The organism is Pseudomonas sp. R25(2017) (genome assembly GCF_002112565.1).
Taxonomy (GTDB): domain Bacteria; phylum Pseudomonadota; class Gammaproteobacteria; order Pseudomonadales; family Pseudomonadaceae; genus Aquipseudomonas; species Aquipseudomonas ekonensis.
Genome location: NZ_NEHZ01000012.1, coordinates 71,400 through 93,335 on the forward strand (window position 1 = coordinate 71,400; position 21,936 = coordinate 93,335).

The 21,936-nt window shown below is 64.8% G+C and carries 18 protein-coding genes; 9 read left to right on the top strand and 9 right to left on the bottom strand.

Translation table 11 applies throughout. The annotated features are described in order from the left end of the window. Nucleotides 1-6 precede the first annotated feature (6 nt). Together CAG31_RS16785 and CAG31_RS16790 are read right to left on the bottom strand one after the other, a co-directional pair. On the bottom strand, nt 7-1,671 hold the full coding sequence (locus CAG31_RS16785) for an AMP-binding protein (protein WP_085583093.1): 1,665 nt from the start codon (nt 1,669-1,671) through the stop codon (nt 7-9). 186 nt (nt 1,672-1,857) lie between these two features. After that, nucleotides 1,858-2,874, bottom strand: coding sequence for an AraC family transcriptional regulator (locus CAG31_RS16790; protein WP_085583095.1), 1,017 nt, complete (start codon nt 2,872-2,874; stop codon nt 1,858-1,860). A 281-nt stretch (nt 2,875-3,155) separates the two neighbouring features. Between CAG31_RS16790 and efeU the strand changes: the two genes are divergently transcribed. Genes efeU through efeO (CAG31_RS16810) form a run of 4 tightly spaced genes read left to right on the top strand, consistent with a single transcriptional unit; the run spans nt 3,156 to nt 7,381 of the window. Further along, the gene (efeU, locus tag CAG31_RS16795) at nt 3,156-4,007 is read left to right on the top strand and encodes an iron uptake transporter permease EfeU (protein ID WP_085583097.1); all 852 of its coding nucleotides are present in this window, start codon (nt 3,156-3,158) and stop codon (nt 4,005-4,007) included. A gap of 8 nt (nt 4,008-4,015) precedes the next feature. After that, nucleotides 4,016-5,215: an iron uptake system protein EfeO gene (gene efeO, locus CAG31_RS16800; RefSeq protein ID WP_085583099.1), complete on the top strand. Its 1,200-nt coding sequence runs from the start codon at nt 4,016-4,018 to the stop codon at nt 5,213-5,215. Between the two features lie 17 nt (nt 5,216-5,232). Beyond that, complete coding sequence (gene efeB / locus CAG31_RS16805; RefSeq protein ID WP_085583101.1) at nt 5,233-6,537, top strand: iron uptake transporter deferrochelatase/peroxidase subunit; 1,305 nt, start codon at nt 5,233-5,235, stop codon at nt 6,535-6,537. A 19-nt stretch (nt 6,538-6,556) separates the two neighbouring features. Further along, nucleotides 6,557-7,381: an iron uptake system protein EfeO gene (efeO, locus tag CAG31_RS16810; RefSeq protein ID WP_085583103.1), complete on the top strand. Its 825-nt coding sequence runs from the start codon at nt 6,557-6,559 to the stop codon at nt 7,379-7,381. Nucleotides 7,382-7,549: 168 nt separating this feature from the next. Here efeO (CAG31_RS16810) and pssA read toward each other — a convergent pair whose 3' ends face one another. Next, nucleotides 7,550-8,893 (bottom strand): CDP-diacylglycerol--serine O-phosphatidyltransferase, encoded by a 1,344-nt coding sequence (gene pssA / locus CAG31_RS16815; protein WP_085583105.1) that lies wholly within the window; start codon nt 8,891-8,893, stop codon nt 7,550-7,552. A 237-nt stretch (nt 8,894-9,130) separates the two neighbouring features. On the opposite strand from pssA, the gene CAG31_RS16820 reads away from it, so the two are divergent. From CAG31_RS16820 to CAG31_RS16835, 4 genes are all read left to right on the top strand, one after another. Continuing rightward, complete coding sequence (locus CAG31_RS16820) at nt 9,131-9,697, top strand: TetR/AcrR family transcriptional regulator (protein WP_085583107.1); 567 nt, start codon at nt 9,131-9,133, stop codon at nt 9,695-9,697. A 52-nt stretch (nt 9,698-9,749) separates the two neighbouring features. Then, the gene (locus tag CAG31_RS16825) at nt 9,750-10,229 is read left to right on the top strand and encodes a nuclear transport factor 2 family protein (protein ID WP_085583109.1); all 480 of its coding nucleotides are present in this window, start codon (nt 9,750-9,752) and stop codon (nt 10,227-10,229) included. A 133-nt stretch (nt 10,230-10,362) separates the two neighbouring features. Next, the gene (locus tag CAG31_RS16830) at nt 10,363-10,974 is read left to right on the top strand and encodes a Yip1 family protein (protein WP_085583111.1); all 612 of its coding nucleotides are present in this window, start codon (nt 10,363-10,365) and stop codon (nt 10,972-10,974) included. Between the two features lie 27 nt (nt 10,975-11,001). Further along, nucleotides 11,002-12,357 carry a sodium:proton antiporter gene (locus tag CAG31_RS16835; protein WP_085583113.1) on the top strand — a complete coding sequence of 452 codons (1,356 nt, stop codon included), beginning with the start codon at nt 11,002-11,004 and terminating at the stop codon, nt 12,355-12,357. Here the strand turns inward: CAG31_RS16835 and CAG31_RS16840 are convergent. The 4 genes from CAG31_RS16840 to CAG31_RS16855 all read right to left on the bottom strand — a co-directional run bounded on the left by CAG31_RS16840 (nt 12,335) and on the right by CAG31_RS16855 (nt 18,980). Beyond that, nucleotides 12,335-13,873, bottom strand: coding sequence for a PAS domain-containing sensor histidine kinase (locus CAG31_RS16840; RefSeq protein WP_085583115.1), 1,539 nt, complete (start codon nt 13,871-13,873; stop codon nt 12,335-12,337). The two genes, CAG31_RS16835 and CAG31_RS16840, sit on opposite strands and share 23 nt — an antisense overlap. Before the next feature lie 90 nt (nt 13,874-13,963). After that, nucleotides 13,964-14,872 (bottom strand): zeta toxin family protein, encoded by a 909-nt coding sequence (locus tag CAG31_RS16845; RefSeq protein WP_085583117.1) that lies wholly within the window; start codon nt 14,870-14,872, stop codon nt 13,964-13,966. A 158-nt stretch (nt 14,873-15,030) separates the two neighbouring features. Beyond that, nucleotides 15,031-17,331, bottom strand: a complete 2,301-nt coding sequence (locus CAG31_RS16850; protein WP_085583119.1) for an ATP-dependent DNA helicase — start codon at nt 17,329-17,331, stop codon at nt 15,031-15,033. After that, nucleotides 17,328-18,980, bottom strand: coding sequence for a VRR-NUC domain-containing protein (locus tag CAG31_RS16855; protein ID WP_085583121.1), 1,653 nt, complete (start codon nt 18,978-18,980; stop codon nt 17,328-17,330). The genes CAG31_RS16850 and CAG31_RS16855 overlap by 4 nt, the downstream gene beginning before the upstream one ends. A gap of 201 nt (nt 18,981-19,181) precedes the next feature. Here CAG31_RS16855 and CAG31_RS16860 point away from each other — a divergent pair, with 201 nt between their 5' ends. Further along, a complete protein-coding gene (locus tag CAG31_RS16860) occupies nt 19,182-19,409 on the top strand; it encodes a YgdI/YgdR family lipoprotein (RefSeq protein WP_085583123.1) in 228 nt (75 codons plus the stop codon). A gap of 45 nt (nt 19,410-19,454) precedes the next feature. Here CAG31_RS16860 and CAG31_RS16865 read toward each other — a convergent pair whose 3' ends face one another. Both CAG31_RS16865 and CAG31_RS16870 read right to left on the bottom strand, forming a co-directional pair. Then, nucleotides 19,455-19,838, bottom strand: a complete 384-nt coding sequence (locus CAG31_RS16865) for a hypothetical protein (protein WP_085583125.1) — start codon at nt 19,836-19,838, stop codon at nt 19,455-19,457. A gap of 236 nt (nt 19,839-20,074) precedes the next feature. Beyond that, entirely contained in the window at nt 20,075-21,928 is a 1,854-nt protein-coding gene (locus CAG31_RS16870; RefSeq protein WP_085583127.1) for a polyurethanase, read from the bottom strand. Between the last annotated feature and the right edge of the window lie 8 nt (nt 21,929-21,936).

Sequence of the window (21,936 nt, forward strand, 5' to 3'; positions counted from 1 at the left end):
TTGGATTCAAGCTGAAACGTTTTTCGCCGCGGCCTCTTGAGCCTTGGCGATTTCCTGGTTGCGCAGGATGAAGCGCTGCAACTTGCCGCTCGGGGTCTTGGGCAAGTCGCTGACGAATTCGATTTCACGGGGGTACGAGTGCGCGGCCAGGCGCTTGCGCACGTGTTGGCGCAATTCTTCGGCCAACGCAGGTTCGGCGCGGTACTGCGGGTTGAGCACCACGAAGGCTTTGACCAGTTCGGTGCGCTCAGGGTCGGGCTTGCCGACCACCGCCGCCTCGATCACCGCCGGGTGTTCGATCAGCGCGCTTTCCACGTCGAACGGGCCGACCCGGTAGCCGGACGTGGTGATCACGTCGTCGCTGCGGCCGACGAAGCTGATGCTGCCGTCGGGGTTCCACTCCACAGTGTCGCCGCTCAGGTAGTAGTGGCCGACGAAAGCCTTGGTCGGCGCACCTTCGTAGCCGGCGAACCAGCACATCGGCGAGCGGTCGCGGTCGATGGCGAGGATGCCGGGCTGGCCGACGCCCAGTTCGGTGTTTTGCTCGTCGAGCACCACGATGCGGTGGCCCGGCGAGGCGAAACCGGCGGCGCCCAGGTGGATCGGGTGCTCCAGGCCATGGTGGTTGCACAGCACCATGCCCAGTTCGGTCTGGCCGTAGTGGTCGTGGATGGCCACGCCCAGGTTGTCCGCGAACCAGCGGATCACCTCCGGGTTCAGTGGCTCGCCGGCGCTGCTGACGATGCGCAGCTTGCCCTTGATCGACTTGGCGAACTCGTCGCCGCCGGCGATCAGCAGACGGTACGCGGTCGGCGAGCCGGTCAGGTTGGTGATGCCGAGCTTGTTGATCACCCGGCAGGTGCTTTCGAGGGTGAACGGGCCGTCGTAGAACGTGATCGGGTGCCCCATCGACAACGGCCCGGTGACGCCGAAATAGATGCCGTAGGCCCAGCCCGGATCGGCCACGTTCCAGAACGCGTCTTCCGGGCGCAGGTCCACGGCGTCGCGGGTGTAGCTCTGGAAGGCGACGATGGCCTTGAGCGGCACCGACAGCGCCTTGGACGGGCCGGTGGTGCCGGAGGTGAACATCAGCAGGAACGGGTCTTCGCCGGTGAGCAGCACCGGTTCGCAGACGTTGGAATGGTGGGCCAGTTCGGCCCAGAAACTGAAATCGCCCCGCACGATGCCCTGGCCCTTGGCGCCGCCGACGGTGACCACGGTCGGGCAACCGTCGACTTCGGCGAGCTTGGGCCGGTTCACGGCATCGGTGACCACCACTTTGGCGCCGGAACTGTTCAGGCGATGTTCCAGGGCCTTGGGCCCGAACGCGGTGAACAGCGGCTGGTACACCGCACCGATGCGCCAGGTCGCGAACACGGTGATGAGCAGTTCGATGTTGCGCGGCAGCAGGCCGGCGACCTTGTCACCCTTGCGCACGCCCTGGGCGAGCAGGAAATTGGCGAAGCGCGCGGCCTGATCCTGCAGGTCGCTGAAGGTGTAGGTCGCGCTGGCGCCGTCGCGGCCTTCCCAGAACAACGCGATGCGACCCGGCAAGGCGTGACGGTCACAGCATTCGACACAGGCGTTGAGCGCCTCCAGCGTGCCGCTGAGGGCGGCGTCCACGGTGTGCTGATAGTTGAACTGTTCGGTGGCGGACAAGTAATCGCGCATTGCCAGAATCCCTCTGTGTTCTTATTAGGTTGGGGAACCGTAAACAACACCGGGATAGTCGCTCCGCACAGCGAGCGCGGCAATGGTCAAAGGCGTCAAGTTGGATGACCGGTTTGGCCAAGGCTCAGGCCCTGTGGGAGCCGGCCTGCTGGCGATGAGGCCGGTCAATTCATCGCAGAATCCAGATCAGACCGCCTCGTTCAGGATCAGGCTGCGGTAATGCCCGGGATTGCTCCCCGACCACTTGCGAAACGCCTTGTAGAACGAACTGGCATCGGCAAACCCCAGGCGCGCCGCGATTTCGGCGAAACTGATCGAAGGCTCCGCCAGCCAGGCGATCGCCAGTTCCTTGCGCACGCCGTCCTTGAGGCCCTGCCAGGTCTGCCCTTCTTCCGCCAGCCGGCGGCGCAGGGTCGAGGCCGACATGCACAACTGCTGGGCCAGGGCTTCGGTTTCCGGCCACTGCTCGGCGGGCAACTGGCGCAGGTCGTGACGGATCCGGCTGGCCAGGCTTTGCGGGTCGCGGTACTTCACCAGGATGTTGGCCGGGGCATGGGCCAGGAAGCGCTTGAGCTCATCGGCGCTGCGCTTGATCGGCAGGTCCAGGCAATCGGCGGCGAAGATCATCCGGGTACGCGGTCGGTCGAAGCGCAGGTTCTGCGAGAACATCACCCGGTAGTCGTCGCAGAAGTCCGGCTGCGCGCAACGCAGCTCGATGGACAGGATCGGGATCCGCCGCCCGGCCAGCCAGCAGGCCACGCCGTGGACGATCATCCAGTAGGTGAAATAGGTGAACGCCCGGCGCGGCTCGGGGTCCTCCTCCAGCAGAACGATCTCCGCCAGGCTCTGCTGATGCACCAGTTGCGCCGGCAGTTTGTCCAGCATCAGCGACAGGAAACTCAGCCCGCTGGCCAATCCCAAGGCAAGGTTGGGTTGCGCCATCGCAGTGCGACAGAGGAACGCCAAGCTGCCGGACTTGAGCCGGCGCGGATCCATGCCGAAGAACTCGTCATCGCCGCGCCGGGCCAGCAGCCGCCAAAGCCTGGCGTACTGCGAGGCCGGCACCCGGCTGTGGTCGGTCTGCAGCAGCGCCGGGGCGATCCCGACCTTGTTCAGCACTTCTTCCGTGGCCTGGCCCGGTGCGCAGCTTTGCAGCAGCGCCTCGCGCACGAGCTGAATGGCGATGGTGTCTTTTTCCGACATGGAGCGCGGCTGATCCGTGGTTGTTCGAGTGCCGGCATCTTAACGCAGCGGCTCAAGGCCGGCACATTTCCTGGTGAGCAGCAGCCCTATAGCGCCTTCGCTGATGTCATCGCCAGCAGGCTGGCTCCCACAAGGATCTCCTTCTACGGCCACCGCTGTTTCGGCCATGCAAAAACAGGTTGTTCAGCTAAGGTTCAGGTAAATGTCAACGGATGCCATGTGAGAATGAATTTCATTATGTTACAACTTGTAACTACATTTCCCGACCCCATGGACACCGAATGCTCGTCCCTTTTTTGATCATGTTGCGCGAGGGCATTGAAGCCGCGCTGATCGTCGGCATCATCGCCAGTTACCTGCAACAGACCGGCCGCGGGCACTGGATGCCGGCGGTGTGGATCGGCGTGTTTCTCGCGGCGGCCCTGGCCTTGCTGGTGGGTGGCGGCCTGGAGCTGGTCAGCGCCGAGTTTCCGCAGAAGCAGCAGGAACTGTTCGAAGGCGTGGTCGGCCTGGTGGCCGTGGGCATCCTCAGCTCCATGGTGTTCTGGATGCGCAAGGTGGCGCGCTCGATCAAGCACTCCTTGCAGGCGTCCCTCGACCAGGCCCTGACCACCTCCAAGCACCAGGTCATCGCGCTGATCGCCATGGTGTTCTTCGCCGTCGCCCGGGAAGGCCTGGAAACCGTGTTCTTCCTGTTGGCGGTGTTCCAGCAGAGCGAAGGCCCGGCCGCGCCGATCGGCGCCCTGCTCGGCCTGGTCCTGGCGGTCATCGTCGGCTTCCTGATCTACACCGGCAGCATGCGCCTGAACCTTTCGGCGTTCTTCCGCTGGACCGGGCTGTTCATCCTCGTGGTCGCTGCCGGGATCCTCGCCAATTCCGTGCAGGCCCTGCATGAGGCCGGGCTGTGGAACCACTTGCAGACCGTACTGTTCGACGTCAGCGAGACATTGCCGATGGACGGCCCCGTGGGTTCGGTGCTGGCCGGCATGTTCGGCTATCAGGACGCGCCGACCGTCAGCACCTTGGGTGCCTACGTGATCTATCTGGCGGTGGCGCTGGCGGTGTTCTTCTATCCGGCGGCGGCCGTCGGCCCCCAGTCCGCCGACAAATCTCCTTCCGTTTCCAGCCAGTAAGGGCCTTCATGTCAAAGCCATCCTCTCTTCAGGCCTCCCCTCCCCGCGCCCTGCGCTGGGCGGTGGCCGGCTCGGTGATCGTGATGATCGCCGCCGGCGGCCTGTTCTACTACGCCTCGAAACTGGCGGCGGCCAAGCGTCAACTCAACCACGACGAAGTGGTGGTCAACATCCATCCGCGCAGCTGCGAGCCGAATGAACTGACCGTGCCGGCCGGCCACTCCAGTTTCCGCATCGTCAACCGCTCCGACCGGGCGGTGGAATGGGAAATCCTCAGCGGCGTGCTGGTGATCGAGGAACGGGAAAACATCGCGCCGGGCCTGAGTCAGGTGATCAACGCCAACCTTGCGCCCGGCACCTACACCATCACCTGCGGCCTGCTCAGCAACCCGCGCGGAACGCTGAACGTGACGCCCACCGCCGCTTCCGAGGCCGCCGCCAAGGCCAAGCCGTCGATGGTCGCGTTCGTCGGGCCGCTGTCGGAGTTCCGTGTGTACGTGGCCATGCACAGCAGTGCGTTGATCAAGGCCGTCAAGGCACTGAACCAGGCCATCGACAGCGGCGACCTGGCCCAGGCCCAGGCGCTGTACGTGCCGGCCCGTGCCGCCTATCAGCGTCTGGCCCCGGCCGCCCAGCGCCTGGGCGAGCTGGACAACGCCATCAACGCCCGCGCCGACTATTTCGAGCAACGCGAACAGGATCCGGGGTTCACCGGGTTCCATCGCCTGGAATACGGGCTCTTCCAGCAGCGCAAGCTCGACGGCCTGGCCCCGGTGGCCAAACGGCTGCTGGACGACGTGACCACGCTCAAGCTGCAGTTGCTGGCCCAGTCGCTGCCACCGGAGCAACTGGTGGAAATCGTGGTGCGCAACCTCAACACCCTGGCCGACGTGCGCATGGCCAGCGGCGAAGAGGAACGCTACAGCCACAGCGACCTCAACGGGTTTGCGGCCAACGTCGAGACCGCCCGCAAGGTCATCGACCTGCTGCGCCCGATGCTGGCCAAATCCGCCGCCGACCTGGTGCCCAAGATTGACCAGGCACTCGCCGACGTCGACGCCGAACTCAACGGCCTGAAGGCCGATGGCGCCTACGTGCGCTACGACACCGTCAGCGGCGAAAAGCGCAAGCAGCTCGCCGACAAGGCCAAGACCCTGGCCGACACCCTCGACGCCATTGACCCCGCCCTCGGCCTCTCCGGCCTGTAAGCAGAAGACGACCCGCGATGAACGATACAGAAGACTTCAACCTGCAACGCCGCCGCCTCCTGATGGGCATGGGCGCCGCCGGCGTTGCGCTGGCAGGCTCCACCCTGAGCTGCCCGGCGATGGCCGCAGCGGCCGAACCTGCGCAAGTGACCGAAGCGCCCAGCAGCGACAAGACCCAGGACCGCCACGACTTCCATGGCGTGCACCAGACCGGCATCGTCACTCCGCGCCCGGTGGCCGGCATGCTGGTGGCCTTCGACGTGCTGGCCACCGACCGTGACGACTTGGAGCGCCTGTTCCGCACCCTCAACGAGCGCATCGCATTCCTGATGAAGGGCGGCCCGGTGGCCCAGGTCGACCCGAAGCTGCCGCCGCTGGATTCCGGCATCCTGGGGCCGGTGGTGACGCCGGACAACCTGACCATCACCGTCTCGGTGGGCGAATCGCTGTTCGACGAGCGCTTCGGCCTGGCCGGCGCCAAGCCCAAGCGGCTGATACGCATGGTCGGTTTCCCCAACGACGCCCTCGAAGCCGACTGCTGCCACGGCGACCTCAGCCTGCAGTTCTGCTCCAACACCGCCGACACCAACATCCACGCCCTGCGCGACATCGTGAAGAACCTGCCGGACCTGCTGCTGGTGCGCTGGAAGCAAGAAGGCAGCGTGCCGCCCCAGGCCCCGGCGAAACCCGGTACGCCTGCGCAGTCGGCCCGTAACTTCCTGGGCTTTCGCGACGGCTCGGCCAACCCGGACTCCACCGACGCCAGCGTCATGGACCGCATCGTCTGGGTGCAGCCGGGCAGCGACGAACCGGCCTGGGCCGCCCACGGCAGCTATCAGGCGGTGCGGATCATCCGCAACTTCGTCGAGCGCTGGGACCGCACGCCGCTGCAGGAACAGGAAAGCATCATCGGCCGGGTGAAGACCACCGGCGCCCCGATAGGCGCCCATCACGAGACCGAAGTGCCGGACTACGGCCAGGATCCCCACGGCAAGCTGACCAAGCTCGACGCCCACATCCGCCTGGCCAACCCGCGCACCGCCGCCACCCAGGCCAACCTGATCCTGCGCCGGCCGTTCAACTATTCCAACGGCGTGAACAAGAACGGCCAGCTCGACATGGGCCTGCTGTTCATCTGTTACCAGGCCGACCTGGAAAAAGGCTTCATCACCGTACAGACCCGCCTCAACGGCGAACCGCTGGAGGAATACCTCAAGCCGATCGGCGGCGGTTACTTCTTCACCCTGCCAGGTGTCACGGGCGACAAGGACTTCATCGGTCGCTCGCTGCTCAACGCTACCCAACCCAAAACAACTGCATAAGCCCAGGAGCCGCCACCTCATGAAGAAAACGCCTCTCGCGTTGCTGCTGACCTTAGGTCTGCTCAACACCCCGCTTCCGGCCTTCGCCGCCACCGCGCCGCTGGACCTGGTGGGGCCGGTGTCGGACTACAAGATCTACGTCACCGAGCAACTGGATGAACTGGCCAGCCACACCCAGCAGTTCACCGACGCCGTGAAGAAAGGCGACTTGGCCACCGCGCAGAAGCTTTATGCGCCGACCCGGGTGTTCTACGAGTCCATCGAGCCGATCGCCGAGCTGTTCAGCGACCTCGACGCCTCCATCGATTCTCGGGTGGACGACCACGAGAAAGGCGTGAAGGCCGAAGACTTCACCGGGTTCCACCGCATCGAGTATTCGCTGTTCTCCGAGAAGAGCACCGACGGCCTGGATGCCCTGGCGGACGGCTTGAATAAGGACGTCAAGGACCTGCAGGCCCGTGTCGCCGGCCTGACCTTCCCGCCGGAGAAAGTGGTGGGCGGCGCGGCGGCGCTGCTGGAGGAAGTGGCGGCGACCAAGATTTCCGGTGAGGAGGACCGCTACAGCCACACCGACCTGTACGACTTCCAGGGCAACATCGACGGCGCGAAGAAGATCGTCGACCTGTTCCGCCCGCAGATCGAGAAACAGGACAAGGCGTTCGTGGCCAAGGTCGACAAGAACTTCGCCACCGTGGACAAGATCCTGGCCAAGTACCGCACCCAGGACGGTGGGTTCGAGACGTATGACAAGGTGAAGGAGAACGACCGCAAGGCGTTGGTGGGGCCGGTCAATACCTTGGCGGAAGACCTTTCCACGTTGCGTGGGAAGCTGGGGCTGAACTGATTTTCTGTCGTGTTCTGAAGGGCCCTATCGCGGGCAAGCCCGCTCCCGCATTGGATCTGCGTCGCACACAGATCCCTGTGGGAGCCAGCCTGCTGGCTCCCACAAAGCATCCCCGCAGGCCGCAAGCCTCCCCACAAAAGGCTGGGGTGAACAGGCCTTTGTAGAGCGCTACAGAATGCGGTACAGCAGGCGCTCCACCCTCACCCGGCTCACACGCTTGAGGAACTTGGCCACCCCGGCCGGGTAGTCCGGCAACGCTTCCAGGCTCTGGAAATGCGCGATCCGCGTGGTGTGGCGCATGATGTTGTCCAGTTCCTGCTGCCGCGGCTGCAGCCACTCCCCCTTCGGATCGTCGATCAGCAGCGCGTTTTCCAGGTCAAGACGGAACGCCCGCGGGTTGAGGTTGTTGCCGGTCAGCAAGGTGCGGCGCTCGTCGATCCACATGCCCTTGAGGTGATAGCTGTTGTCGCCCTCGCGCCACAGGTGCAGGTTCAGCTGGCCGCTGTCGATCGAGCGCTGATGGCGCTTGGCGAACCGCCGCAGGCTGATCTCGTACAGGTACGGCAGCGCCGCGATCACCTTGAACGGCTCGCTCGGCGGGATGTAGAAGTCGTTGGCGGTCTTGTCGCCCACCACGATGTCGATCTTCACCCCACGGGCCAGCGCCCGGTTGATCTCGCGGACCACCCCCAGCGGCAGGTTGAAGTACGGCGTGCAGATGGTCAGCTGCCGCTGGGCGCTGGCGATCAGCTCCAGGATCACCCGGTTCAGCGGATTGTTCTTGCCCACCCCAAGCACCGGGCTGACCGACAGTCCGTTGCGCTCGGTGCTGCCGGCCGTGGTGTCGTAGGCCGCGTGCTTGAGGCGGCTGCGCAGGTCGCCGATGTCGTTGCGCAGGCTGCGGGTGGTCGGCAGTTTCGGCAGATCCAGGCGGTGCACGGCCTTCGACTCGATCAGGCCATGCTTGACCAGATGGTGCATCGAATCCGCCAGTTCGCGGCTGTGCAGCAGGTGATAGCGGTCGAAGCGGTACTTGTCGAACTTGTGCAGATAGACGTTGTTCAGGCTCGCGCCGCTGTACACCACGCAGTCGTCGATCACGAAGCCTTTGAGGTGCAGCACGCCGAACAGCTCGCGGGTCTGCACCGGCACGCCGTAGATCGGCACCGTGCTCTGGTGGGTGCGGGTCATCTCCTGATACCACGCCGCGTTGCCCGGCTGCTTGCCGGCGCCGATCAGCCCGCGCTGGGCGCGCAGCCAGTCGACCACCACGGCGATCTCAAGCTCGGGGCGCTTGAGCTTGGCGGCATGCAAGGCATCGAGGATTTCCTGGCCGGCCTCATCGTGCTGCAGATAGAGCGCAACGATGTAGATGCGTTGGGTCGCCTGGGCGATCTTCTCCAGCAGGCAACGGCGGAACTCGGCAGCGCCGGACAGCACGGTCACGGCCTCGGCGGTCAGCGGAAAGCTGCGCAACTTGGGCAGCAGGGAGCGTTTGAAAAGCAACGGCATAGGGCTCGCTATGGGTCGAATCCGAAGAACCCGAGAGCTTACACCATCGATTCGGCCCGGTCTTGTGAGTGTCTGTAAAGACCTCCTGTGGGAGCCAGCCTGCGGGCGATGGCGTCAATGAAAGCGCCACAGAACAAGAACCCCACCCCTGCGCCCGGGACGATCCGCCAAAACGATCGAGAAGATTCACAAAATATCTTCTTGACCAAGGAGAACGATCGTTCTACTGTTTGCCGCATGAACGAAATCAATAGCAACGACACGACCCGCGACATCATCCTGGATGTCACCGAAAAGTTGATCTACAAAAGTGGCATCGCCGCCACCGGCATGGATCTCCTGGTGAAGACCGCCGGTGTCTCCAGAAAAAGTATCTACCGCTACTTCGCCAACAAGGAGGAGCTCACCGTCGCCGCCCTGCAACGCCGCGACGTGCGTTGGATGCACTGGTACAGGACCGCGGTGGATCAGGCCGAAACCCCGGCCGACCGCCTGCTCAACCTGTTCACCGTGCTCAAGGGCTGGTTCGCCTCCGAAGGCTTCCGGGGCTGCGCCTTCATCAACACCAGCGGCGAGACCGGCGACCCCGAGGATCCGGTGCGCCAGGTCGCCAAAGACCACAAACAGAAACTGCTCGACTACCTGTTCGAGCTGTGCACCGAACATGGCGCCGAGGATCCGCAACAGCTGGCCAGACAGTTGCTGATCCTGATCGACGGCGCCATTACCGTAGCGCTTGTGATGGGTGATCACAGTGCCGCCGATAATGCGCAATGCATGGCGCGAAAGTTATTGGACCTGTAACGCCGAAACAAGCCGACAAGTTGTTTAACTGTTAATTGATCGGGAGATAAATATGTCTACTGCAGCCGAAGTTCGTCCGCCATTGCCGCCGTTCAACCGTGAATCGGCCATCGAGAAAGTTCGCCTGGCCGAGGATGGCTGGAACTCCCGCGACCCGGAACGCGTGTCGCTGGCCTACACCCTGGACACCCAATGGCGCAACCGCGCCGAATTCGCCCACAACCGCGCCGAAGCCAAGGCGTTCCTGACCCGCAAGTGGGCCAAGGAGCTGGACTACCGTCTGATCAAGGAGCTGTGGGCGTTCTCCGATACCCGCATCGCCGTGCGTTACGCCTACGAATGGCACGACGACTCGGGCAACTGGTTCCGTTCTTACGGCAACGAGAACTGGGAGTTCGATGAGAACGGCCTGATGTTCAACCGCTACGCCTGCATCAACGACATGCCGATCAAGGAAAGCGAACGCAAGTTCCACTGGCCGCTGGGCCGGCGTCCGGATGACCATCCGGGCCTCTCGGAGCTGGGCCTGTAAGCCCGCGCAGCCTTGACGACACGGCGCCCCGTCCCTGACGGGGCGTCCGCCGTCGAAAAAACTGAACCGCCGCACCAGGCGCCTCTCAATACTTTTATAGCCCTGCCCGGGCCGTGAAAGATCGGAGGTCGTCATGTCCGCGCCCATCATCAAGCTCTTCACCCAGCCCAACTTCGCCTGGAGCGACATCCGCCGCGAAGAAGAGGCCCATCCCCGGCATTACCTCGCCCACCTGCTGTTGCTCGCCCTGATACCCGCCGTCTGCCTGTTCATCGGCACCACCTCGGTCGGCTGGAGCCTGGCGGCTGGGGAAACGGTCTGGCTCAGCAACGCCAGCGCCTTGCAATTGAGCCTTCTGCTGTACCTCACCACCATCGCCGGTGTGGCGATCATGGGCGGTTTCATCCGCTGGATGTCGCGCACGTTCGACGCGCGGCCGACGCTCAACCAGTGCATCGGCTTCGCCGCCTACACCGTCACGCCGTTTTTCATCGCCGGGATCGCCGGCCTGTACCCCAGTCGCTGGCTCGCCATTCTGGTGTTGGGCGCGGCTTCGGTGTACTCCACATTCTTGCTGTTCGTCGGTCTGCCGACCTTCATGCATGAACGCAAGGAACAAGGCCTGCTCTATGCGGCCAGCGTCTGGGGCGTCGGCCTGCTGGTTTTGGTGACCATTCTGGTGTCGATGATCCTGCTGTGGTTCAACGTGCTGACGCCGGAGTACCTGCGCGCGCCGCTCGGCTAGGCGCGGTCGGGGCGCCGGCCGCTCGCCGTGAGTTTCATCGATTGGGTCGCGGTGCTCGGCGCCGTGCTGCTGGCCCTCGCCCTGACGTCTTCATACCTGCGCTGGCTGCCGGTGACGACGTCGGCGGTTTGTCTGTTGCTGGGCATCGCCATCGGCCCCGCCGGGCTGGGCCTGCTGAAGCTTTCGCTGGACGGCGCCTCTCTGTGGATGGAACATCTGACCGAAGTCGCCGTGCTGTTCTCGCTGTTCATCTGCGGGCTGAAACTGCGCCTGCCCTTGCGTGACCGGAACTGGCGGATCGCCGCCGGACTGGCTGGACCTGTGATGGTGCTGACCATCCTCGGCGTCTGCCTGCTGCTGCATTACGGCCTGGGGCTGGGCTGGGGCCCTGCGCTGCTGGTCGGCGCGATCCTGGCGCCGACCGACCCGGTGCTCGCCGCGCTGGTTCAGGTCAACGACGCCCGCGACGTCGACAGCGTGCGCTTCGGCCTGTCGGGCGAGGCCGGGCTCAACGACGGCATCGCCTTTCCGTTCGTGCTGCTGGGCTTGTTGCTGCTGCCGGCAGGTGACCTGTCGGACAGGTGGGCCGACTGGGCCTTGCGCAGCCTGCTGTGGGCCGTGCCCGCCGGCCTGCTCAGCGGCTATTGGCTGGGACGCGGCATCGGCCGGATCACCTTGTCGCTGCGCCTGCGCCACGACGACAGCACCGTCAGCCCCAACGATTACCTGGCCCTGGCGCTGATCGCCCTCGCCTATGTGGTGGCCGAATCCTTGGGCGGCTACGGTTTTCTCTCTGTGTTCGCCGCAGGCCTGGGCCTGCGCCAGGTAGAGGTACGATCCACCGGGGCGGAACAGCCACCGGCCGAACACCTGGTGCAACCGGTGGTGGGCCATCAGAACGTCGAACCGCAGCACGCGGTGCACGGCGACACCGAGCGCCTGGAGGACAGCCAGGTGGCCGCCGGCATCATGATGGGCGACATGCTGGCCTTCGGCAGCCTGGTGGAACGGGCGCTGGAAGTGTTCCTGCTCACCCTGCTCGGGGTGGTGCTCATGCCCCATTGGGACTGGCGCGCGCTGGTGGTCGGTGGCGTGCTGTTCGGCCTGATCCGACCGGCCTGTGTGGCGCTCCTGCCGTGGGGGGCACTGTTGACGGGACATCAGCGCCTGCTGATCGGCTGGTTCGGCATCCGCGGCATCGGCAGCCTGTTCTACCTGTTCTATGCCCAGAACCACGGGTTGAACGACGCGCTGACGGCCCTGTGCACCGACCTGACTCTGTCGGTCGTGGCGCTGAGCATCCTGTTGCACGGCGTCAGCACCCAGCCGCTGCTGGCCCGCTATGAGCGGCGCAAGCGCCCTACTTCATCGACCGGGCGATGATCTCCAGCAGGTTGACCTGGGTGAAGGGTTTCGACAGCCGCGGCAATTGCGCCGCAAACCCTTCCAGGCGCTCGGCATAGCCGGTGGCGAGGACGATCGGCAGGTCGGGCTTGAGCACCCGCACCGCATGGGCCAGCTGGGCGCCGGTCATGTTCGGCATGGCCATGTCGGTGATCATCAGGTCGATGACTTCCCCCTGATCGAACAGCGCCAGCGCTTGGGCTCCGGACGTCACGCCGATCACCCGGTGGCCCAGGTCCTCCAGCAGCAGCGTCGTGCTGGTGAGCACCAGGCTGTCGTCGTCCACCACCAGCACGCGCAGCCGCGTGACCACCGGCGAATCCTCGGCGCAGGCCAGCGGCTTGCCAGCCACTGCGTCGTCGGCCACCGGCAACCAGAGCTCGGCGGTGGTGCCCTGCCCCTTTTCGCTCTTGAGCACGAACCGCCCGCCCAGTTGCTCGACGAGCCCGTGCACCATCGACAACCCCAGCCCCGTCCCTTTGCCGAGCCCTTTGGTGGTGAAGAACGGATCCTTTGCCGACGCCAGCGTCGCATCGTCCATGCCTTCGCCGCTGTCGGCGAAGCTCAGGCACACATACCGCCCGGCCATCACCGGGGCTTGGGCATGCTCCAGCACGACCTCCGGCCGCGTGCTGATGATCACGCTGCCGCCCTCCGGCATCGCGTCCCGGGCGTTGGTCGCCAGGTTCAGCACCGCCAGCTCCAGCTGGTTGACGTCGGCCATCACCGGATCGAGCCCCTGCGCAAAGCGGGTCTCGATCCGGATCCCCGGCCCCAGGGAACTGCGCAGCAGGCCGGTGATGCCCTGGATCAGCGCGGCCACGTCCACCGGTTCAGTCTTGAGTTCCTGGCGGCGAGCGAACGCCAGCATGCGTTGGGTCAGGGATACGCCGCGCAGCACGCCCTCGGTGGCGTTCTCCAGCAGGCGGCTGACCTTCGGGTCGTCCCCCACCCGTTTTCGCACGATCTCCAGGTTGCCGAGGATCACCGTCAACAGGTTGTTGAAATCGTGGGCGATGCCGCCGGTGAGCTGGCCGATGGCTTGCATCTTCTGCGCCTGGAACAGCGCTTCGCGGGTTTTCTCCAGGGCCTCCTGGGCCTTCTTGCGGTCGGTCAGGTCGCGGGTGATCTTGGCGAACCCGAGCAGTTGCCCGCCGGGGCTGAAGATCGGATCGATCACCACATGGCACCAGAACTGCGTGCCGTCCTTGCGCACGCGCCACCCTTCGCCCTCGAACCGCCCCTCACGGATGGCGGTGTCGAGTGCGCGCTGCGGCAAGCCGGCGGCGCGGTCGCGCTCGGTGTAGAACCGCGAGAAGTGCTCACCGAGGATCTCCGCCTTCTCGTACCCTTTGAAGCGCTTGGCCCCGGAGTTCCAGCTGGTGATGACGCCATGTGGGTCGATCATGTAGATCGCGTAGTCGACCACCGCATCGATCAACAGGCGAAAACGCGTTTCTTCACTGATCGAATTCTTGCTGAAATTTTCGCTCATCGGCTCACACACCCGTCATGACTCTCAGGAGTATGCGTCAAACCACGGGATTGAGAAGCGGCCCGTGCAGATCGACGCCCCCGAATGCGGTCAACGGTAGACGTGCTTCACGATTCGGGCGTGAAGTGCGTTGTAGACAAACATCGGAACCTGATCCACATGCGCGGCCGTCTTGCTCAGGGCCAGGTGGCATTCCCTGATCATTTCGTCGCGTTCAGCCGTCGTGTTGACCGTATTGCCGCTGACCTGCTCGTAGTCGCTGTAGCGGTAGGGTTCGAGCATCGAGGTCACCGTGAGTTTTTTCGACTCATCCAGGCTGTAGGTGCTTTGCCGGCGCAGCACACGGTCATTGAGGGCGCCCAGGCCCCGTTCGTACAGGTGGATCTGCGATCCGTCGACCGTTTTGGCCGCGCTTTCCAGGGCAAAGAGCACCGCGTGGGAATTGCCCAGGCTCGAACGCAGGTCCGACGGCCGCACGAACCGCTCCAGCTCCTGCTTTTCAAGGCTTCTGAAGGCCCGCTTGACCCCCGAGATGAACGCGAACGGCAGGCTGCAGGCGACGATGTGCGCTTCGATCCGGTAGCCGGCGCCTGCAGCGAAGGCCGGCAGATTCGCAAAATCGATGTCGTCGAAGGCGCACTCCACGATCATGGAATACCGGCCGGTGAAGGCCTCTTCGAACAGTTTCGCGCAGACTTCGCGCACGAACGACTCCGTGTGTTCGTACGCGTGCAGCACGCCCTTGCGCAGCATGGTGTCGTATTGCGGATGCTTCTTTCGAAAGTCCGGCGAGTACAGCCGGATGTAGTTCGCGTACTGCCCCGACGGCAGCAGCGTCTTTTCCAGCAAGTAGGTCTTGCCGGAGCCTTGCAGTCCGGCGGTGATCAGCAACTGCGGGACTTCGCTGGCCTCTTTGCCGGTGAACAACGCTTCGCGGATGTCGGTATACGCAGCGTTCACGTCGGCAGGGGTGTAGGCATAGGTCGCAAGTTCGGACATGTCATTGATTTCCTTATCAAGGTTCTGTCGTGAGTGACGGCACCGATAAGGCCTGATGTCTGCGACATTTTCAAAGCAGAAAGATTTACCGGATATCTCTTTGATTTTATTAATGAAAAATCCTACAAGCCCAGTTCCATAACACACGAGTGAGAGGGTCAACGACCTACAGGCACAAGGGCTTTTGCAGACGCCTCCTCAGAGGCGTCGAGCGCCCACCACTGCGGCAGCAATTGCCGGATCCGGGCTTCGGCGAACCGATCGTCGATCAGCGTCACCACGCCGCGGTCCTCCTGGGTGCGGATCACCCGCCCGGCGGCCTGCACCACCTTCTGCACACCGGGAAACAGGTAAACGTAGTCATGGCCGGCGCCGAACACCGCCGCCATGCGCCGCTTCATCTGCTCGTTCACCGGGTTGAGCTGCGGCAGGCCCAGGGTGGCGATGAAGGCGCCGATCAAACGCGCACCGGGCAAATCGATGCCTTCGCCGAACGCGCCGCCCAGCACGGCGAACCCGACGCCTTGGCCGTCAGCCGTGAAACGGTCGAGAAACGCCTGGCGCCGCTCTTCGGTCATGCCCCGCGACTGCTGCCATTGCGCAATGTGCGGATGCCGCTCGGCCAACAGCTGCGCCACCTGCTGCAGGTAATCGAAACTGCTGAAGAACGCCAGGTAATTGCCCGGACGCTCGCCGAACTGGCGGGCGATCAATTCGGTGATCGGCGCCAGCGACGCCTGACGATGGTTGAACCGCGTTGAGATCCGGCTTTCGATCCGCACCTGCAACTGCTCGGCGCAGAACGGCGATTCGACGTCGATCGACACCGTGTCGGCCGGCGTGCCGAGCAGATCGGCGTAGAACCGGCGCGGGGCGAGCGTCGCGGAAAACAGCACGACGCTGCGGGCGGCGCCGAGGCGCGGGCCGATGAACGCCGCAGGCACCACATTGCGCAGGCACAGCTGTGAGCGCGGGCGCTTGCGGTCGAGGTCGCGTTTGCTGATGTCGAACAGGTAGTGCGCGTCGAACAGTTCCGCCACCCGGCCGAACTGGAGCATCTCGAAGTAGAAGTTCTGCAGGCCGCTGTCGAGCCCCTGCGGGTGATCGTTGAGGTAGTCGCCGATGCTCGCGCAGCACAGGGAAACGGCCTGAAGCAGTTTCTCCCCCACCTTGTCGTAGGCCTGGTACGGCGCCGTCTGGTCGCTGTGCAGGGCGTTCCACTCGCGGTTGACCCGCTGCAGCGGCTTTTTCAGGGCCTCGGGCGCAGCCTTGCGCACGCTGTCCAGGGTCGCCTGGTCGAGGCTCGCGCTGTACATCTGCCGCCCGCGCTCGACCAGGTTGTGCGCCTCATCCACCAGTACGGCGACCTTCCACTGATTGAACTGGGCCAGGCCGAACAGCAGCGCACTGAAATCGAAGTAATAGTTGTAGTCCGCAACGACCACGTCAGCCCAGCGGGCCATTTCCTGGCTCAGGTAATACGGACAGACCGCATGTTGCCGGGCGATCTCGCGGATCGCCGCCTGATCCAGCAGGCGCACTTGGCTGGCCGCCTGCCGCGCGGCCGGCAAACGGTCGTAGAAGCCCCGGGCCAAGGGGCAGGATTCGCCGTGGCAGGCCTTGTCCGGATGCTCGCAGGCCTTGTCCCGGGCGACCATTTCCAGCACCCGCAACGGCAAGGCTTCGTTGCGCTCGAACAGCACGTGCGCGGCGTCCAGGGCCAGTTGCCGTCCCGGTGTCTTGGCGGTGAGGAAATACACCTTGTCCAGTTGCTGCGGCGCCAACGCCTTGAGCATCGGAAACAGGGTGCCGAGGGTCTTGCCGATGCCGGTGGGCGCCTGGGCCATCAGGCAGCGGCCGGTGCTGACGGCCTTGAACACCGACTCGGCCAGGTGCCGCTGCCCGGGCCGGAAGCCTGTGTGGGGAAACCCCAGTTGTTGCGCGCCGAGGTCGCGGGCCTGGCGGTGGGCCAGTTCCTGTTCGGCCCACTGCAGGAACAATCCGCATTGCTGCTCGAAGAAACGTTGCAGGTCGTCGGCGCTGCAGGCCTCGACCAGGCAGGTTTCCTTCTCGCTGACGATGTCGAAGTACACCAGCGCCACGTTGATCCGCGAGAGCCCGAGCCTGCGGCACATGAGCCAGCCGTAGACCTTGGCTTGGGCCCAGTGCAGTTGGCGATGGTTGGGCGGTTGCGTGGCCAGGTCGCCCCGGAAGGTCTTGACCTCTTCGAGGCAGTTCTGCGCCGGGTCGTAGCCGTCCGCCCTGCCCTTGACCTTCAGGTGGCGGAATTCGCCTTCCAGCGCCACTTCGCTCTGATAGTTGTCGTTGCGGCGGGATGCGACGGTGCGGTGGCCGGCGATGCCCTCCAGCGCCGTCGGCGACGGTGTGAAACGCAGGTCGAGGTCGCCGCACTTGGCGGTGAACTCGCACAGCGCCCGCACCGCGATGCTGTAGCTCACAGGTCCGGCTCCTGCCACTGGACATAGCAGACCGCCACGGGCATGCGGTGCAGGTCGCAGAACTCCAGCCAGCGCAATTGGTTGTCTTGCAGGCGGTCGCCGGGGCCTTTGACCTCGATCATCCGGTAGGCCCGTTGCCCGGGCCAGAACTGGATCAGGTCGGGCATGCCGGCGCGGTTGGCCTTGATGTCCAGCAGCAGGCGGTCGAACCAGTGCCGCAGGTGTTCGGCGGGCAGGCAGGCCAACGCCTGCTCCAGCAGCGCTTCGGTCAATGCCCCCCAGAACACGAACGGCGATTGGAGGCCCCACTTGGCGACGAAGCGAGTGCGGATCGTGTCGATGTAGCGGCCGTCGTCGAGTTCGGCCAGGCAGGCCCGGAACAGCTCGGCGCGGCGCGGCTGGAAATCCTCATGGTGCAGGTCCGCCGGGCCGCGCTGGAACGGGTGGAAGAACGCCCCCGGCAGCGGCGCGAAGATCGCCGGCCAGCACAGCAGGCCGAACAGCGAATTGATCAGGCTGTTTTCCACGTAGTGCACCGGGCCGTCGTCTTCATGCAGGTGCAACTGGACGCACTGCTCGACCGACAGCGCCGGATCCAGGCGCGGCAGGTGCAGGTCCAGACGCTCCACAGGCCTGGCCGCCGCACGCTTGACCGGCGGGCCGCCGAGCTTGCGCCGTAGCCTCGGCAGCACCCGTTGCAGGCCCTGCGCTTCGGCCGCGCTTTCCGGCGACTGCTCGGCGAGGTCGCCCGCCTCCAGCGCCAGGCCGTATTCCCCGCAGCGCTCCAGCACCCGGATCATCCGCAGCCGCGCACCGGGGTACGCGCAGTCGCGGTAGATGCCCAATGCCTGGGCGAACTCGCCGAGGCGTTCGCAATACTGGGCGATCTGGAACAGCAGCTTGCCGCGTCGGCGCTGCAGCCACGGGTTGTCGAACGCCAGCGCGGCGAGTTGCCCGACGATCGCTTGCAGCGGCTCGCCGCGCTCGAAACGCTGCTGGCAGTCATGCAGGAACAGGCAGGCATCGACGTCGGCCCGGCTGCGCAGGCTGCGGGAGTCGGCGCTGAGTTCGACCTTTTCGTAGGCGTAGATGCCAAGGTCGGCGAGCACGAACTCCGACCAGTCCTGATGCAGGTTGCCGAAGAACATCAGGCGCAGGCGGTCGCACAGCCCCATCACCGTCAGGCTGAACAGGCGCTCGTCCAGCTCGGGGCACCAGCCGCGCAGCGGGCGCGCTTCGGGGAAGCGTTCGTCCAACGACGCCAGCCACTCGGCCTTCTTGCCTTTGGGCCGGTCGATGTACGGGCCGAAGGCCTGCAGGATCTCATCCTTGAGCAGCACGTCGAACAGCTCGGCCATCGACAGCGGTGCGCATTCGTCGAGCCAGCCCCGCTCCAGCAGCGCCAGGGACGCCTCGCCGATGTCGCCGATCTCCGCGTAGCCGAGCTTGCCCGCCCGGAAATGCACGCCCTTGCGCATGACCAGCCGCACCAGCAGGCCCTGGGAGGCCTGGGGCAGCGCCTTGAAGCCGTGGATGAACGCGTGTTCCGCCTCGTCCATCACATCGGCATAACGAAGCTCAAGCCAATCAAGCACTTGCCGAAAATTGTTAAGGTAATAGAACGGATCGTCGAGGGGATTGGCTGTCACGGTGATGTCGGGTCGTCGCGTACGGATACTGGTTATGCGTACAGATACCAGCTCGGGCAAGCCTGGCGCAAACGAAAAAGGATCAATGGCCTGCGCCGACGGTTTTTTTCGCCAGTCCATCGAACTTTTCCGAGCCTTATGGCACCAACCGCGTTAGAAGGCCGACAACGGCCGGACCGAATGAATCGAGGACATGAAACGATGGGAATCAAAACCAAACTGCTGGGCGCCTCACTGGCGGCGGCCCTGCTGGCGCTGGCCGGCTGCTCGACCCCGACCGTGGTGACGCTGCAGAACGGCACCCAGTACCTGACCAAGGACATGCCGGAGACCAAGACCAAGGACGGTTTCTATGAGTTCGAGGACATTTCCGGCGCCAAGATCAAAGTGCGCGGCGATGAAGTGGCCACCGTGCGCAAGCAGGACTGACCGGCCCGCAAGGAGCTGCCGGGCGGCAGCTCCCGGGCATTGCCCTCAATACGGCGACGGCGGCGCCATCCCCGGAAGGCTGTTGTCGCAACGGATGTATTGACCGCCGCGCCGGGCCACTTCGGCCTGCATGCGCTGGCAGCGTTCGAGGTCCTGACGGGCCATGTTGTCGATGCTGAGGTTGCCGGTGGGCTCTTGCGGCGGCTTGCCGTCCCCCAGGCGCACGGTCACCAAAGGCTGCTCCGGCTGGAGCTGAAAACGGCTTTTCTCTTCGACGGGTTCGGCGGGCTCGGTCTCGGCCGGTGCCGGCAACTCATCGGTGCTGACCCCGTAACGGCTCAGAATCGAGCTGTGAGGCAGATCGGCCCAGGCCTGGGCCGTCATCAGCGCCATGCCCGCAACAACGACATACCCCTTGAAACGTTTCACGTTTGAATCTCCTGTACTCAATGGCGGCATCTAAATGACGACTGCGCATGCGCAGGGTTTAGTGCCGCGTTCCTGTTGATGCAGGGGTTTGAGTCAGGAATTGGCCAGCAGGTCACTTTCTGTATGCATTGTGGCGAAGGCGCTTGCTCCCGCTGGACTGCAAAGCCGTCCCCAGCAAGAGGGGTGGCTGCGCGTCCCTGCCGGAGCAAACTCCCTCGCCACGGGGTTTGCGGCGGTCAGGCGATGACGATGCTGTCAGCGCTGAGGCCGCTCAGCGACACCCCCACCAGCGTCACCGTATCGGCGCCGAACTTCAGCACGGTGTCCTGCCCCACTGCGGTGGCATGGGCGCGGAAGTCCTCGTTGGGCAGCACGCCCTGCACGCCGAGGAACACCAGCTTGTCGTTGCCGGTGAAGCCCACCACCCGGTCCTGGCCGAACGCGCCGTTGAACAGGAACGTATCCGCCCCGCCCCCCGACTCCATCAGGTCGTTGCCGGTGCCGCCGACGAACACGTCGTTGCCCGCCCCGCCGATCAGGTGGTCGTTGCCGTCCTGGCCGAACAGCCAACTGCCGCCGGCGCCCGCCTTGAGCGTATCGGCGCCGGCGCCGCCCTTCACGCTCGACGCGTATTGCGTGACGTTGTTGCCCACCTTCAGGCCGTCGGCGGTCACGGTGTGGGTGACGTCGTCCTTGAACAGGCCCCAGAGGAACCCCGGCTCCTTGGTGACGATGCTGCCGATGTCGCGGGTGATGCTGATGCCGCCGTTGGCGTCGCGCACGTACAGGTTGCCGGCGCCGTCGTTGGCGAAGGTGAACTTGCTCACCGACTGCTGCAGGTCGAGGGTGTTGTTGCCCGCGCCGCCGAGCAGGATGTTGTAGCCGCCGCTGTCGCGGAACGTGTCGTTGCCGGCGCGGCCTTCCAGGTAGTCGTTGCCGCTGCCGCCCTGGATCAGGTCATTGCCGTCGCTGCCGATGATGAAGGTGCTGCCCTTGTGGGTTTCGGCGTTGCGGTTCAGGTCCTGCACCCAGGTGTTGGCCCGCGCCGGATCCGACAGGTTGGCGACGATGATCGTCGAGTCCTTGCTGGTCAGGTCGTAGAACTTCGACTCCATGATCCGGTTCATGCCGTCGCCGTACGCGGTGGGCAGGTGCGAGATCCAGGTCGGGATGTTGGCGATGGAGTACGGCAGCAGGTTCCACGCGGTGGAGGCGTAGTGGTCGTTGAAGCTGACGATGTTGTCGGTGGCCGATTCCTTCGGCGCATCGTGCACGCCCAGGGTGGCGCCGGTGAAGGACGAGCCGTCCAGCGCGCGGAACACCGGGTCGTTCTCGTAGCCGATGTTGAGCACCTTGTCGGTACTGCTCTGGGTCGGCGAGGCGTAGGCGATGTAGTTGGAGTCCTTGAAGAACCCGCCCCACTTGTCGCCGCTCAAGTCCGCCAGGCTGTTGACCGCCAGCCCGCCCAGGCTGTGGCCGCTGACCAGCACGTCTTTGCCGGTCAAGCCGTTGGCCTTGGCGAACGCCACCACATCGGCGAGCAGATCGTTGAACGCATTGCCGACGTAGTTCTTCGCGTAGTCCTTGGGCCCGAACGCCGCCATCAGGTCGTTGATCACGTCGCCGATGGAGTCGCGCAGGAGAATTTCACGGGGACCGCTGGTGCCGCGGAAGGCGATGCCGATTTCCGTGAGGTGGCCCTGGGCGTCGTATTTGCCGAGGATCTCCACCTGGGCGCTGGTGTAGCCGGCCTTTTCGCCGAAGAAGGTTCCGCGGGCGTCGGTCTTGCCGTCGTAGCCCAGCTGCGAGGCGGTGATGGGGGTCCAGCCGGCCTTCTTCACCGCGTCGAGCGCGGCCTTTTCCGAATCCGGGTTCCAGGGGATGCCGGGAATCACCCCTTGCGAGTCGGTGCCGCCGACCAACGCCTTGATCAGCGTCAGCGGCAGGCCGATGCCGAAGCCGTTCTGCTGGTAACCCACGGCGAAGCCGTTGTCGAGGTTATGGTAGGAATACAGCGTAATGGCCATGGCATCGCTGAACAGCGCCTTGGATTCCGCCGTACTGAAGTTCTTGTAGTCATACACACCCATTGCTGTTG